This window comes from Nocardioides albidus (assembly GCF_006335005.1).
Taxonomy (GTDB): domain Bacteria; phylum Actinomycetota; class Actinomycetes; order Propionibacteriales; family Nocardioidaceae; genus Nocardioides; species Nocardioides albidus.
Genome location: NZ_VDMP01000025.1, coordinates 364,055 through 378,579, shown reverse-complemented (window position 1 = coordinate 378,579; position 14,525 = coordinate 364,055). Strand labels below are relative to the sequence as shown.

The window sequence follows — 14,525 nt, the reverse complement described above, 5'->3', positions numbered from 1 at the left end:
ACGGACTCCTGACCGGTCAGGAGTCCGTGGTAGATGCCGTTGCGCCGTGGTGGATGCCCGAACACCGAGTTACATGACCGGGCGACCCGCGGCTCAGCCCTCGAGCTGGACCGCTGCCCCGCGCTCGATCAACCCGTCGACGTCGGCGATCCCCCAGGCGGTGAGGGCGTCCCGGGTGTGGGCGCCGGCGCCGGGAGCGGGCGGGTGCGAGAGGGTCGCCTTGGTGCGGGAGAACCGCGGCGCGGGCTGCGGCTGCACGATCCCCTCGTGCTCGACGAACACCTCGCGGCCCTTGATGTGGGGGTGGTCCTGCGCCTCGCTCATCCGCAGGATCGGCGCGACGCACGCGTCGGTCCCGTCGAAGATCGCGCACCACTCGTCGCGGGTCCTGGTCTTGAAGGTCGCGGTGATCAGCTCGCGCAACTCGTCGGTCCTCGCGACGTCCCAGCGGTCGGGCGCGGTGTCCTTGATGCCGAGCAGCTCGACGAACAGGTCGTAGAACTGCGGCTCCAGCGCGCCGACGGACATGTGCTCGCCGTCGGCGGTCTCGTAGATGTCGTAGTACGGCGCGCCGCCGTCGAGGAGGTTGGCCGCCCGCTCCTCCTTGAACCCGCCGCCGGCGAGGAAGGCCGAGGTCATCGCGTTGAGGTTGGCGGTGCCGTCGACGATCGCGGCGTCGACGACCTGCCCCTGGCCGGAGAGCCGCGCCTCGAAGACGGCCGCGAGGATGCCGATGACGAGGTACGTCGACCCGCCGCCGAAGTCCCCGACGAGGTTGGTCGGGAACTGGGGCTTCTCCTTGACCTGACCCAGTCCGTGGAGGGTGCCGGTGATGGCGATGTAGTTCATGTCGTGGCCGGCGGCCTGGGACCACGGCCCGTCCTGGCCCCAGCCGGTCATCCGCCCGTAGACGAGGCGCGGGTTGCGGGCGTGGCACTCCTCGGGGCCGAGGCCGAGCCGCTCGGCGACGCCGGGACGCATCCCCTCGACGAGGACGTCGGCCTGCTCGACGAGGTCGAGCACCGTCGCCACGGCCGCGGCGTCCTTGAGGTTCAGCGCCACGCTCGGGCGGCCGCGGTTGAGCAGGTCGTGGGAGCCGCCGGTCAGCATCTGCCCGCCCGGGCGCTCGACCCGGATCACGTCGGCGCCGAGGTCGGCCAGGATCATGCAGGCGTGCGGGCTCGGCCCGATCCCGGCGATCTCGACGACCTTGAGGCCCCGCAGCGGACCGGTTCCCTGACCCAGCTCGAACGTCATGGGCCGATACTGGCACAACGGTGACAGCAATGCTGTCAGCGTCCGGAGGCTCAGCCGGGGTTGACGATGCGGGCGAGCTCGAAGTGCATGGGATCGGTGTAGGCCCAGTCGCCGCCCCAGGCGAAGCCCCACTTCTTGAAGATCGCCACGATCACGCGGTCCATCTGGCCGACGGTGCCGCGCTGGTTGCCGGGGACGTTGAGGTCCAGGGCGAGACCGAAGGAGTGGTTGGACAGCTGCGTGGAGCCGGCGATGAAGCGCGGGTAGTAGCAGCCGGCGTACTCACCGGGGTGGATCTTGTCGGCGAGCTTGCTGGTCTGGATCTCGGCGAGCGCCGCCTTGAGCTGCGGCATCATGTACTTGTTGCAGGTGACCGAGCCGAGGATCGGGACCTGCTCGGTCACGATGTGGCTCTTCACCCACGCCGGGTCGGGGGCGATCCGCCCGCCGCCGATCGAGGTGTAGCGGAAGATGCCGACCGCGTCGCGGAAGGCGCCGACGGGGATCGCCTGCTGGTAGGCGCCGGGGTCGATGCCGCTCTGCGCGACGATGTCGAGGGCGCTGATGGAGTACGTCGTCGCGCCGACCGCCCTCTCGATCTTCTTGCGCACGACCTGCGGCGAGGCGATGCCGGTGTTGATCAGGACCGCGTTGTCGCGGGGCAGCCCGAGCTCCTCGCCCCACTTGGCGTTGACCACGGCGTCGACGCCGTCGACGCCGCCCGGCGACCAGGCGCCGACGTGGATCGGCTCGCCCTCGACACTGAGGTAGCCCTTGCCGTCGATGGGCAGCTCCTTCTGGAGCCGCTGGGCCACCGCGATCTCGCCTCCGGCGACGCGATCCCACTGCTGCTGGAAGGTCGCGGTGCCCGGACCGGTGAAGCGGCGGTACTCCCCGGGGTCGACGGCGGCGATGTTGAAGACCTTGCTCTCCATCGTGAACTGGCCGTAGGAGAGCCGCGTGTACGCCGCGACGCCGGGCTTGCCGCGCACCGTGACGCCGGTGATCGTGGCGAGATCCTCGTCGGACACGGTGTCCTCGGAGACCAGGAGCAGGTCGTCGCCGTACTGCTTGCCGTCGAAGGCGCCCGGCGGGTCGACGGCGTGCTCGGGGTCGGCCACTGCGGAGGTCGGGGCGGCCGTCGTACTGGCCGCGGCGGCGCTGGGAGCGGCCTCGGGCTTGCGCTCGGACTTCTCCGGGCTCCCGCAGGCGGTGAGCGCGACCAGGGCAGCACCGGCCACGAGCCCGGCCGTCGGCCGGCCCCCCAGGGCGCGTCGCACCAACCCCATGGTCCTCTTCCCCTCCGCCGGCGCGTTCCGGCAGTCCTCCCGAGGCGAGGGTAGTACGTCGCCCGTCAGCGCAGGACGCGTTCGGCGATCCACGCGATGTCGTCGGCGGTGCGGGCGGGAGCGGCCGAGGGCTGCATGACGTGGCTCAGCACCAGGCGCACCACCATGTCGATGCTCGCCTCCAGCCGGTCGGGCGGGAGGCCGACGTCGTACGACGCCACGCGGTCCGCGACGACGAGCTTGGCGCCCTCGAGGAGGTACTCCGAGTGCGTGGTCAGCAGCGGCAGGAGCTCGGTGTCGGCGCCGTGGGTCGCCGACACGACGGCGTGCAGGAGCGCGTTGTCCTCGGCGTACTTCAGCACCCGGCGCGCCGAGTCGCGGATCGCGGCGATCAGGTCGCCGGGGTTCTCGTCGAAGGCGCGGCTGACGCCCGCGAGGAAGCGGTCCAGCTCCGCCATCACCATGGCCGCGGCGAGGTCGCCCTTGGTGCCGATCTCGTTGTAGACGGTCTGCCGGCTGACGCCGACCTCGTCGGCCAGCCGGGCCATGGTGACCTTGGCCCAACCGTGGGTGGTCGTGAGCCGGGTGGCGGCCTCGATCAGCCGGTCGCGCAACGTCGGGGTGGCCACCTTGGCGAGGGTAGCCACCCGATCCACCAGTGCGCGCGACCGGTCGACGAGGAGGGACATCGCTGGGCTCAGCCCTCGAGGGTGAGCGCGAGGACGGGGCAGGCCTGTACGGCGGCGTACACGTGCGCCCGGTCGTCCTCGGGCGGCGCGTCGTCGAGGACGTTGACCTTGTCCTCGTCCTCGTCCACCTCGAAGTAGTCGTTGGCCATCGCCTCGCACATGCCGAGGCCCTCGCACTTGTCGAGGTCAGCGATGATCTTCATGTCAGGCCTGCACCTTCTCGGGGTCGAACGGGACGAAGTCGATCTTCTCGCGGACACCGCAGTCCGGGCAGAACCAGTCGTCGGGGATGTCGGCCCAGGCCGTGCCCGCCGCGAAGCCCTCGTGCTCGTCGCCGGCGGCCACGTCGTAGACGTACCCGCAGCCGGGGCACTTGGCCGCCAGCACCTCGCCGTCGAACCGCTGCGCCCAGATGTCCTCCTTGTGGACCTCGTGGTCGACGGGCGGCGGGAACCTGCGGAGGTACTTCTCCTCCAGGCCGGGTTTGATGTTCGCGAGCGTGACGTCGCCGTCGAGGTGCTCGACGACACGGTGGTCCATCACCCGGCGCCACAGCGGCGGGAACAGCGCGAGGGTGAGCATCCCGGCGTACCCGGTCGGCAGCGCCGGCGACTCCTTGAAGTCGCGCAGGGTCTGGTAGCGCCGCGTGGGGTTGGCGTGGTGGTCGCTGTGGCGCTGCAGGTGGTAGAGGAAGATGTTGGTGACGATGTTGTTGCTGTTCCAGCTGTGCATCGGCAGCACCCGCTCGTAGCGCTGCTTCTCGCCGACCTTCTGGCGCTTCATGCCGTAGTGCTCGAGGTAGTTGATGATCTCCAGCAGCGAGAAGCCGAAGACGATGGTGACCAGGGCGTACGGCGCGATGTCCCAGCCGTAGATCGCGAGCAGCACGGCGTAGAGCACCGCCGACATCGCCCAGGCGTTGAGGACGTCGTTGCCGAGGTGGAACGGGTGGGTGCCCTTGCGGCGGTAGCGCTTGGCCTCCACGCCCCAGCCCGACTTCAGCGAGCCGCTGACCGTGCGCGGCCAGAACTCCCAGAACGACTCGCCCAGACGGCTGGACGCGGGGTCCTCCGGGGTGGCGACGCGGACGTGGTGACCGCGGTTGTGCTCGATGTAGAAGTGGCCGTAGAAGGTGGGCGCCAGCGCGATCTTGGACAGCCAGCGCTCGACGGACTCCTTCTTGTGGCCGAGCTCGTGGGCGGTGTTGATGGCGATGCCCTGCACGCCGGCGATGGACACGGTGAGGAAGAGCTTCTCGTACCAGGTCATCGCGACGTCGCGGACCAGCCCGTCGCCGAGGTGCGCGGCGATCCAGTCGGTCGCTCCGACGAGGTCACCGGCCCAGGCGATCGGGTTGATGCCGGCGATGAGCGCGAAGCCCGCGAACAGGATGAGGAACTGCAGCGGGATGTAGAGGTAGACGACCCAGCGGTAGTAGCGGTCGTTCTCGAGCTGCTCCATCACCTCGTCGGGCGGGTTCGACGGGTCGAGGCCGAAGGCCAGGTCGAGCAGCGGGATGATGACGTTGACCAGCAGCGGGCCGGCCAGCAGCAGCCACACCCAGTCGGTGTAGAGCCAGCTGACCACGGCCGTGATGCCCAGGCCGGGCACCATCAGGCCGAGCAGCCACAGATAGCGCTTCTTGTCCTTCCACTGCTCGGTGGATCCCTCGGGAACGGTCGCACCGACGCTCGGTCCGGTCATCGTCGTACCTCCTCGCCACGGCTCGACGGCCGTTTGACACAAAGGTACGAGTTGTAAAGCCGCTTGACAAGAGGTGGTCAGTTGTAAAGTGCGCCGGCAGTGCTCACCGGCAGCCGCTCGAAGCCCCGCAGCACCCGGGTCCCGCGCCGCTCCGGCCGCCCGGCGACCCGGAGGCCGGGATGGCGCTCGTAGAGCGAGCGCAGCGCGACCGCGGCCTCGAGCCGCGCGAGGCTGGCGCCGAGGCAGAAGTGGACGCCGGCGGAGAAGGCGAGGTGCTGGTCGGCGTCGGCCCGGGTGACGTCGAAGGCGGCAGGATCGGCGAACACCGCCGGATCCCGGTTCGCGCCGCCGAGGTGGAGCAGGATGCCGTGCCCCGGCTCGAACCTGCGTCCGGCGACCTCGGTCTCGCGCAGCGCGATCCGCAGGGTCAGCTGCACCGGCGACTGGTGGCGCAGCACCTCGTCGACGGCGTTGGCCCAGCCGTCGGGGTTCGCCTGCAGCCAGCGCAGCTGCTCGGGGTGCTCGTCGAGCAGGGCGACGGCGTTGCCGATCAGGTTGACCGTGGTCTCGAAGCCGGCCGCGAGCACGAGCAGCCCGACCTGGTGGAGCTCGACCGGGTCGAGTCGGTCCTCCCCGTCGAGGAGGACCAGCTGGCTGATCAGGTCGTCGCCGGGATCGGCCCGCAGCCGCTCGACGTGCCCGCGGAACCACGTGTGCAGCTCGCGCAGCGCGGTCTCCGCGCGCCGGAACTCGCGCCACGACAGGCCGGGATCGAGCGTCACCGCGGCCTCGTTGCCGAGCGCGAGGAGCCGGCCGCGGTCGTCCTCGGGTACGCCGAGCAGGTCGGCGATCACCGTGACCGGGAGCTGGGAGGCGTACCGGTCGACCAGGTCGAACTCGTCGAGGCCGGCGAGCTCGTCCAGCAGGTCCCCGGCGACCTGCGCGACCCGCTCGCCCATCCGGCCGACCCTGCGGGCGGTGAACGCGCGGGCGACCTGCCGCCGGTAGCGCGTGTGCAGCGGCGGGTCGACCGCCAGCATGGAGGGCGGGTCCACCGGACCGAGCGTGTCGGGGTCGATCACCTTGTGGTGCAGCCACCGCAGCGGCCTGGGCAGCTCGCCCTGGCCGCCGGCCGTCCCGAACGCGTCGCTGCGGAGCACCTCGTTGCACACCGCGTGGTCGACGCTGGCCGAGATCAGGTCGTTGGCGCTGATCGGGCCTCTTGCCCGGAGCTCCTCGTACGCCGGGAACGGATCGCGCCGCAGCGCGGGATCCATGACCATCCGGCTGATCAGGTCGCCCTTGCGCGCACCGCGCTGGATGAGCGAGCGCTGCACCCCGTGGGCGAGCGCCCAGGCCAGGAAGGAGCGGGGAAGATCGACCGAGCGGGCGAGGTCAGGCGACCGCATGCGTCGTACCCGATGCCTCGGCGTCGCCCAGCACCTGGAGCACGCCGCGGGCCCGGTCGGCCAGCAGGCGCCGCTGCTCCTCGAGCACCCGCTCCGGGAGGTGGGTGTCGAGCTGCGCGGTGCGGGCGAGCCGCCAGCGGTAGCGCAGGGCGGCCCGCAGGCCGTCGCGGTCGCCGAACACCGCCGCGAGCTCGTCGTTCCAGGGGAGCTCCGGCCGCTCGGCGGCCCACAGCTGCTGCTCGACCTCGCGCAGCGCCTGCCAGCGCCGGTGCGTCTCGGTCCAGGTCATCGTCCTCACCGACCTCTCTGTCGGTTGTCGTGCGGGATGAGTCGACGGTAGGCGTGCGGAGGCTGGGCCGACATCGGCCCGGAGCAGGCACCTCGACTCCTACCAGGGGAGGAGCCGACCGGCCTCCCGCGGCGGGATGCCCCGAGATGCCGGGGGTCCCTACGCTGTCGACATGCTGCGCTGGTTGCGCGCCGGGATCGAGGCCAACCTCGAACGGCACCAGATCCTCTACCCCTGGTGGGTGCCCGTGGCGTCCCACCTGGGCCAGGTGGTCACGGTGCTCGTCGCCCTCTCCCTGCGCGACGCGCTCTGGCCGCTCGACCCGCTGCTGGTCTGCCTGCCCCTCGTGGCGGTCTCCCCGCTCGTCCAGTTCACGACCCACCGCTGGCTGCCGTGGTGGGCCGACAGCGCCGGCAGCGTCCTCGCCGCCGCACTGCTGCTGGCCCGCCCGCCCGACGGCGTACTCGACCTGGCGCCCGTCCTGCTCGGCCTCGCCACGGCCGAGATCACCGCCCGGGACGGCCTGCGCGAGGGTCTCTCGGTGGCCGCGATCGGACAGGTCGTGCTCATCGGCGCCGCGATCCGGCCCGGGCTGGTCGGCGCCCCGCTCTACACCCTCGAGCTGCTGCTGGGCTTCGTCATCGGCGCCATGCTGCTGTGGCAGATGCGCGCCCTCGTCGCCGAGCGCCGCGCCCGGGAGCAGGCGTGGGAGCGGGCGACGACCGCCGAGCGGGAGCGGATCGCCCGCGAGATCCACGACCTCGTCGCCCACTCGCTGAGCATCTCCCTGCTCCAGGTCACCGGTGCGCGCCGGGCGCTGCGCGACGTGGGCGAGGCCGGCAGTGCGCAGGAGACGGCCGAGGCGGTGGCCGAGGTGGACGCCGCGCTCGCCGACGCCGAGCAGGTCGGCCGGCGCGCGATGGCCGACATCCGCCGGGCGGTGAGCGCGATGGCCGACGGGTCGGCCGAGCGCCACGCCCTGCCCGGCGCCGGTGACATCGCCGCCCTGGTGCGGGAGATGGCCGGCGCCGGCCTCGCGGTGGAGTACGACGAGCAGGGCGACCCGGGCGCGTTGCCGGCCGCGGCCGGCCTGGGCCTGTACCGCATCGCCCAGGAGTCGCTGGCCAACGTCGTCAAGCATGCCGACGCGGACGCCCCGGTCCGGGTGCGGCTGTCCGTGACCGGCGCGCAGGCCCGGCTGCGGGTCTCGAACCCACTGCCCGCCGGCCGCCCGCGGCCCGACGGCCTGGGCTCGGGACTCGCGGGCATGCAGGCCCGCGCGACCCAGCTCGGTGCCCGCCTCGAGGCCGGCCCCGCCGGCGGCGACTGGGTCGTCGACGTACGCCTGGGCCCGCCGGCGCGGACCGGACACGGCGTGGCGTTGCCGTGCGGCCACACCGTGGGGAAGGCGGGAACCGCATGACCGAGGCGCTGCTGCGCGTCGTCCTCGTCGACGACCAGGAGCTGGTCCGCTCCGGCCTGCGGCGGATCCTGCGCCGTCGCGACGGCTTCGAGATCGTCGCCGAGTGCGCCGACGGCGGCGAGGTGCCGGGCGCGCTCGCCGGCCTGGCCGGGCCGGAGGACGGAGGTGTCGATGTGATCGTCATGGACCTGCGGATGCGCACCGTCGACGGGATCGCCGCGACCCGCGCGGTCGTCGAGGCGGACGGCCCGCCGGTGCTCGTGCTCACGACCTTCGACGACGACGAGATGCTCTCGGGCGCGCTGCGCGCGGGCGCGGCGGGCTTCCTGCTCAAGGACTCCTCCGCCGACGACCTGATCCGCGCCGTACGGACCGTCGCCGAGGGCGGCAGCTGGCTGGACCCGGCGGTCACCGGCCGGGTGCTCGCCCGCTTCCGGACCTTCGCGCCCTCCCCCGCCTCCCAGCAGCCCGCGGTGGACCCGCTGACGGCGCGCGAGCTGGAGGTGCTGCGGGCGATCGCCCTGGGCCGCAGCAACGGCGAGATCGCGGCCGACCTGGTGATCTCCGAGCTCACGGTCAAGAGCCACGTCGGCCGGATCTTCACCAAGCTCGGGCTGCGCGACCGGCCCGCGGCGATCGTCTACGCCTACGACCACGGCCTGGCGTCCCCGCGACCCGGCGCATCCTGACCCCGCATTTGCGTCGACCCGGCGCATCCTGACCCCGGAATCGCGTCGACCCGGCGCATCCTCACCTCGAAGAAGGTAAGGACGGGCCGGGTCGACGTGCTCTCAGGGTCAGGTTGCGCCGGGTCGATCAGGCGGAGGGGGCGCCGTCCAGCTCGGCCGGCACCACCCCGTCGGTGGCCGTCCCGTCGGTGGCCATCCCGTCGGTGGCCTTGCCGACCGACTTCTTGATCAGCGCGTCCAGGTCGAGACCGGTGCTGGTCTTGAGCATCTGCAGGGTCTGCGCGACGTTGTCGGTGACCTGGCGGGGCAGCGCGCCGGCGCCGTCGGTCGAGAGCACGGTGAGCTGGTCGATCGCGGCGATCGGCGCGGCGACCTCCTTGGCGATCTGCGGCAGCACCTCGATGAGCATCTGCAGCACGGCGGCGTCGTTGTAGTGCGCGAACGCCTCGGCACGCTTGTCCATCGCCTCCGCCTCGGCCTGCCCGATGGCAAGGGTCGCGGCGGCCTGGGCCTCACCCTCGGCGCGGGTCGCCTCCGCCTCGGCGACACGGCGGGCCTTCTCGGCCTCACCGCGCTTGGCGCCCTCGATGGCCTCGGCCTCGGCGAGCGCCGCGCGACGACCCTTCTCCGCCTCACCGCTCAGCTTGGTCTCCTCGGCCTTGGCCTGGGCCGCGGCGATGGTCGCGGCCTTGCGCGCCTCGGCGGCCGCGATCTCCGCCGTACGACGGGCCTCGGCCTCCTGCTCGACGCGGTAGCGCTCGGCGTCCGCGGGCTTGCGGACCTGGGTCTCGAGCTGGCGCTCGGTCAGCGCCGCCTGCTGGACGGCGACCTTCTCCTGCTCGGCGAAGATGGCCTGGTCCCGCTCGGCCTGGGCCAGCGGTCCGGCCGCGGCGGCCTGGGCGGAGGCGGCGTCGGTCTCGGCCTTGATCTCGGCCTGCTTGAGCGCGAGCGTGCGCTGCGCGACGGCGATCTCCTGCTCGGCGGCGATCTGCGCCTGCTCGGCCGCCTGGCGAGCGTTGGCCTCGGCGATGGCAGCGGCCTGCTGGATCCGCGCGGCCTCGGGCCGGCCGAGGTCCGCAAGGTAGGTGCCGTCGTCGGTGACGTCCTGGATCTGGAAGGCGTCGAGGATCAGGCCCTGCCCGGTCAGGGAGGACTCGGACTCGTCGGCCACCCGCTGGGCGAAGGCCGCGCGGTCGCGGATGATCTGCTCGACGGTCAGGCCGCCGACGATCGAGCGCAGCGCACCGGCGAGCACCTCCTGGGTGAAGGTCTCGATGTCACCCTGCTGGGACAGGAAGCGCTGGGCGCCGAGCCGGATCTGGTCGGCGTTGCCGCCGACCTTGACGATCGCGACACCGTCGAGGTTGAGCTTGATGCCCTGGCCGGACACCGCGCCGCGGATCTGCACGGAGATGCGGCGGCTGGACAGGTCCATCGTGGCGAGCTTCTGCACGAACGGGATCACGAAGACGCCGCCGCCCAGCACGACCTTCTGGCCGGACAGGTCGGTGGTGAGCTCGCCGGTCTCGGGGTTGATCACCGCCTTGCCCTTGCGGCCGGTGACGATGAACGCCTGGTTGGGGCCGGCCACCTTGTAGCGGCTGGTGACCAGCAGCACGAGGAGGACCAGCAGGACGACGATGCCGGCGACCGGCACCAGGACAGCGGTGTTCATCGCGTTCCGTTCTTTCCGAGGGGTGGGTGAGGGAGGAGTCGGGGTCGGGCCTGCCGCTGAGAGCGGTCGGTCAGGCCTGCCAGATCTCGGCGACGCTGACGGCGGTCGGCGAGAGCACCCCGGTCACGTTGACCTCGGTGCCCGCCTCGATCGGCCGGTGGGCGGTGGCGTTGAGCCGCAGCGGATGGCCGCCGACGACGACCCGGACCACGCCGTACCCGTCGCCGGGGATGTCGGTGACGACCTTCGCGACCCGGCCCACGCTGTCGCTGATGGACACGGTGCCGTCGCTGGGGCTGTCCTTGAGCAGCCGGGTCAGCCACCACGCGAACCAGCCGACGACGAGACCCGAGCCGGCGCCGATCGCGAGCGAGGCGGGGAGCGGGAGCCCGGCGCCGTCGGCGGCCGCACCGCCGAAGCCGAAGGCGGAGACGAAGCCGCCGATGACGGCGGAGGAGATCCAGTCGGCCTCCAGCGCGCCCAGGACGCCGTCGACGACACCGTCGAGGAGGTCGCCGACGATCAGCGAGACCACCAGCAGGGCGAGTCCGGCGACGCCGAGGACGAGGAAGAGGGTCACGAGATCTCCGGAAGAGGGGGATGGACTCCGGATCGTATCCGCGCCGGGGCCGGTCAAACCGGGGATTCGCCAGCCTCGCCGGGGGCCACTCGCGGCAGGGTGACGCCGGTCACGAAGTTGCACCATTCGGGCAATGGGTGCAAAGATGCACTCCATGTCCGAGTCGTGCATCCCGAACCGCCGCGAGGCGAAGCGCCACCAGACCGCGCTCCGCCTTCAGGAATGCGGACTGCGGCTGACCAGCGAGCGCGGCTTCGACGGCTGGACGATCGACGACCTCGCCGCGTCCGCCGATGTCTCGCGACGGACGGTCTTCAACTACTTCGAGGGCAAGGCGGACGTCGTCCTCGGCCCCGGCATCGAGGTGGACCCGGCCAAGGTGGAGGAGTTCGTCGCCGGCGGACCGACCGGCGGGCTGTTCGACGACCTGATCGTGCTGGCCCACGACGTGATCCGCGAGCGCACCGACGAGCAGCTCATCACCTCGATGCGCGAGGCGATCGTCAAGGACAGCCGGCTGCTCGCGCTGGTCCACGAACGGCTCGAGACCGCCGCGACCGGGCTGGTCGAGTGCGTGCGCCAACGCGAGGGCGACGACTTCCCCGCCCAGCAGGCACGACTGCTCCTCAAGCTGCTGCTCACCTTCTTCGACCACGCCCTGGACCGGACCGCGGACGATCCCGGCCGCACCTTCACCGAGCACTTCGACGCGACCGTCGCCGACGCGCGGTCCGCGCTCGCCTGACCCGACGTACCACCCGATCCCTGCACCGGAGACCCCGGCCGCAGCCACCACCAGGAGTCCTCACATGGCCCGCCTGCTCTACCGCATCGGATCCACCGCCTACCGGCGGTGGCCCTTCTTCATCGCCGGATGGCTGCTCGTCGCCATCGTCCTCGGCAGCCTCGCCGCCGCGTTCTCCAAGCCGATGACCGACGCCTTCTCCATCCCGGGCATCCCCTCGGAGAAGGCCGCCGACATCCAGCAGGAGCTCTTCCCCGAGGCCGGCGACGCCTTCGACGACGCGTCGGTCAACCTCGTCGTCGCCGCGCCCGAGGGCCACACCCTCGACGAGCCGCGCTACCAGGCCGCGCTCCAGCAGCTGATCGAGAAGGTGCCGTCGCTGCCGCAGACCGGCAGCGAGAACCCCGGCCTGGTCGCCCCGGCGCCCGCGCCCGAGGGCGCCCCCGCCGCATTCGCCACCCTGTCGGACGACGGCCGGATCGGCACCATGTCCTTCGAGTGGGACGTCGACTCCCCCGCCGACCTGAAGACCGCCACCGTCGACGAGCTGAAGGATCTGCTCGCCGACACCACCGCCGGGACCGGGCTGGTCGCCGAGGCCAACGGACCCGGCATGGCCGTGATGGCGCCGCCGGGCGGCAGCGCCGAGCTGATCGGCCTGGGCATCGCGCTGATCGTGCTCGTGCTGACCTTCGGCTCCTTGATGGCGGCCGGCATGCCACTGCTCAACGCGGTCTTCGGGGTCGGGCTCGGCATGACCGGCATCACCGCGATGACGGCGCTGATGGACATCGGCTCGAGCACCCCGATGCTGGCCACGATGATCGGCCTCGCCGTCGGCATCGACTACACGCTCTTCATCCTGGCCCGCTACCGCACCGAGCTGCACCACACGCAGGATCGCGCCCACGCCGCCGGCATCGCCGTCGGTACGGCGGGCAGCGCGGTCGTCTTCGCCGGGCTGACGGTCCTCATCGCGCTGTCCGCGCTGGCCGTCGTACGGATCCCGTTCCTGACCGCGATGGGCCTCGCGGCCGCCGCCACCGTGTTCGTCGCGGTCCTGGTCGCGCTCACCCTGCTGCCCGCGCTGCTCGGCCTGACGAAGTCGAAGTCCTTCGCCGGGCGGGTGCGCAAGTACGCCCCGAAGCGCGACGAGCACGGCCGGGTGCACAACAACGGCGTGCGCTGGGCGCGGATGCTCGCGAAGGCCCCGGTCGCCTGGGCACTCGGCGTCGTCGTCCTGCTGGGCGCGCTGGCCGCGCCGATCTCGCAGATGTACCTCGCGTTCCCGACCGACAGCACCTCGCCCACCGACACCACGCAGCGCAAGGCCTCGGACCTGATGACCGAGGCGTTCGGGCCCGGCCGCGAGGGCCCGCTGCTGGTGGTCGTCGACGGCCGCGGGATCGCCGACGACGGCGCCCGGCAGGCGGCGTTCGACCGGGTCGTCGACTGGGCCGCGGGCCAGGACGACGTCGCGAGCGCCGACCTGGTCGCCACCAACGCTCAGCCGGGCGACGACGGCAAGCCGTCGGGGACCGGCACGGGCGCGATGATCCAGGTCGTCCCGGCCTCGGGCCCGGACGAGCCGGAGACGCTCGACCTGCTGGAGGCCCTCCGCGGCGGCCAGCGCGCCATCGAGACCCAGACCGACACGGTCGTCGGCGTCACCGGGCTGACCGCGATCACCACCGACGTCTCCGACCGGCTCAACAGCGCCCTGCCCGTCTACCTCGCCGTGGTCATCGGCCTGGCGTTCGTGCTCCTCGTGCTGGTGTTCCGCTCGATCCTCATCCCGCTGACCGCCACCCTGGGCTTCCTGCTCTCCGTGCTGGCGACACTCGGCGCGACCGTCGCGATCTTCCAGGAGGGCGCGCTCGGCCTGTTCGAGGGCCAGCCGATCGTGAGCTTCATGCCGATCTTCCTGATCGGCGTGGTGTTCGGCCTGGCGATGGACTACCAGGTCTTCCTGGTCACCCGGATGCGCGAGGCGCACGTCCACGGGCTGCCGACCCACGAGGCCGTCGTCGACGGCTTCCGCAACAGCGCCCGGGTCGTCACCGCGGCCGCGACGATCATGATCGCGGTGTTCTCCGGCTTCATCCTCGAGGACGACGCCGTGGTGAAGTCGATGGGCTTCGCGCTGGCCGCGTCCATCGTGTTCGACGCCTTCGTGGTGCGGATGGTGCTCATCCCGTCGGTGCTCTACCTGCTCGGCGAGAGGGCCTGGTGGCTGCCCGCCTGGCTCGACCGGATCCTGCCGAACGTCGACGTCGAGGGCACCTCGCTCGAGCGGGACTCCGCGCCGGTCCACGTGGGCGCGCCGGACGAGCTCGACGACCTGGACGACCTGGACGACGACAAGCGCCTCGCCGGGGTCTGACCGGCCCGTCCTCGACGCCGGACCCTCGTACGCCCACCACGGCTGCGGTCAGCCGTGGTGGGCGCCGGTCATCATGGCGGCGAGATCCTCCGGTTGGAGGAAGGACGGCGGCGGGGGCGGTCCCCAGTCGAACAGGCCCCGGGCTCCCTCGAGGTCCTCGGGGGTCCAGAGCTGGTCGTCGACCACGCAGTCCATGTCGGAGTAGTACTCGCTGAAGTTGCCGGCGGGGTCCTTGAGGTACCAGAAGAAGTTCGAGCCGGCGTGGTGCCGCCCGAGTCCCCACACGTGGCGCTCGGGATGCTCCTCGAGCATGCTCATCGCGCCGCGGCCGATCTCGTCGACGTCGTCGACCTGCCATGAGGTGTGGTGCAGGAAGTTGACCGGCGCCGCGAG

The 14,525-nt window shown here is 72.0% G+C and carries 14 protein-coding genes; 4 read left to right on the top strand and 10 right to left on the bottom strand.

The genetic code is table 11. The features are described from left to right. Nucleotides 1–93 precede the first annotated feature (93 nt). The 7 genes from FHP29_RS14955 to FHP29_RS14925 form a co-directional block, all read right to left on the bottom strand. Nucleotides 94–1,257, bottom strand: a complete 1,164-nt coding sequence (locus FHP29_RS14955; RefSeq protein ID WP_139623647.1) for a CaiB/BaiF CoA transferase family protein — start codon at nt 1,255–1,257, stop codon at nt 94–96. 50 nt (nt 1,258–1,307) lie between these two features. Further along, nucleotides 1,308–2,546: a M15 family metallopeptidase gene (locus FHP29_RS14950; protein ID WP_139623646.1), complete on the bottom strand. Its 1,239-nt coding sequence runs from the start codon at nt 2,544–2,546 to the stop codon at nt 1,308–1,310. Nucleotides 2,547–2,611: 65 nt separating this feature from the next. Beyond that, entirely contained in the window at nt 2,612–3,175 is a 564-nt protein-coding gene (locus FHP29_RS14945; RefSeq protein ID WP_240044517.1) for a TetR/AcrR family transcriptional regulator, read from the bottom strand. A 68-nt stretch (nt 3,176–3,243) separates the two neighbouring features. Then, nucleotides 3,244–3,438, bottom strand: coding sequence for a ferredoxin (locus FHP29_RS14940; RefSeq protein ID WP_139623644.1), 195 nt, complete (start codon nt 3,436–3,438; stop codon nt 3,244–3,246). A gap of 1 nt (nt 3,439) precedes the next feature. After that, a complete protein-coding gene (locus FHP29_RS23280) occupies nt 3,440–4,939 on the bottom strand; it encodes a fatty acid desaturase (RefSeq protein WP_139623643.1) in 1,500 nt (499 codons plus the stop codon). Nucleotides 4,940–5,016: 77 nt separating this feature from the next. Beyond that, nucleotides 5,017–6,348 (bottom strand): cytochrome P450, encoded by a 1,332-nt coding sequence (locus tag FHP29_RS14930; RefSeq protein WP_139623642.1) that lies wholly within the window; start codon nt 6,346–6,348, stop codon nt 5,017–5,019. Next, the gene (locus FHP29_RS14925; RefSeq protein ID WP_139623641.1) at nt 6,335–6,637 is read right to left on the bottom strand and encodes a hypothetical protein; all 303 of its coding nucleotides are present in this window, start codon (nt 6,635–6,637) and stop codon (nt 6,335–6,337) included. Before FHP29_RS14925 ends, FHP29_RS14930 begins: the two co-directional genes overlap by 14 nt. 172 nt (nt 6,638–6,809) lie before the next feature. Here FHP29_RS14925 and FHP29_RS14920 point away from each other — a divergent pair, with 172 nt between their 5' ends. Continuing rightward, nucleotides 6,810–8,060 carry a sensor histidine kinase gene (locus FHP29_RS14920; RefSeq protein ID WP_205014142.1) on the top strand — a complete coding sequence of 417 codons (1,251 nt, stop codon included), beginning with the start codon at nt 6,810–6,812 and terminating at the stop codon, nt 8,058–8,060. Further along, nucleotides 8,057–8,749, top strand: coding sequence for a response regulator (locus FHP29_RS14915; protein ID WP_139623640.1), 693 nt, complete (start codon nt 8,057–8,059; stop codon nt 8,747–8,749). The genes FHP29_RS14920 and FHP29_RS14915 overlap by 4 nt, the downstream gene beginning before the upstream one ends. A gap of 127 nt (nt 8,750–8,876) precedes the next feature. Here FHP29_RS14915 and FHP29_RS14910 read toward each other — a convergent pair whose 3' ends face one another. Beyond that, nucleotides 8,877–10,424, bottom strand: coding sequence for a flotillin family protein (locus FHP29_RS14910; protein WP_139623639.1), 1,548 nt, complete (start codon nt 10,422–10,424; stop codon nt 8,877–8,879). 70 nt (nt 10,425–10,494) lie between these two features. Beyond that, nucleotides 10,495–11,004, bottom strand: coding sequence for an NfeD family protein (locus FHP29_RS14905; RefSeq protein ID WP_139623638.1), 510 nt, complete (start codon nt 11,002–11,004; stop codon nt 10,495–10,497). A gap of 154 nt (nt 11,005–11,158) precedes the next feature. On the opposite strand from FHP29_RS14905, the gene FHP29_RS14900 reads away from it, so the two are divergent. Next, nucleotides 11,159–11,749 (top strand): TetR/AcrR family transcriptional regulator, encoded by a 591-nt coding sequence (locus FHP29_RS14900; protein ID WP_158296585.1) that lies wholly within the window; start codon nt 11,159–11,161, stop codon nt 11,747–11,749. Between the two features lie 64 nt (nt 11,750–11,813). Then, the gene (locus tag FHP29_RS14895; protein WP_139623636.1) at nt 11,814–14,132 is read left to right on the top strand and encodes an MMPL family transporter; all 2,319 of its coding nucleotides are present in this window, start codon (nt 11,814–11,816) and stop codon (nt 14,130–14,132) included. Nucleotides 14,133–14,180: 48 nt separating this feature from the next. On the opposite strand, the gene FHP29_RS22795 is transcribed toward FHP29_RS14895, so the two are convergent. Continuing rightward, nucleotides 14,181–14,525 (bottom strand): VOC family protein (locus FHP29_RS22795; protein WP_476703667.1); only part of this gene is annotated, 345 nt, incomplete at its 5' end.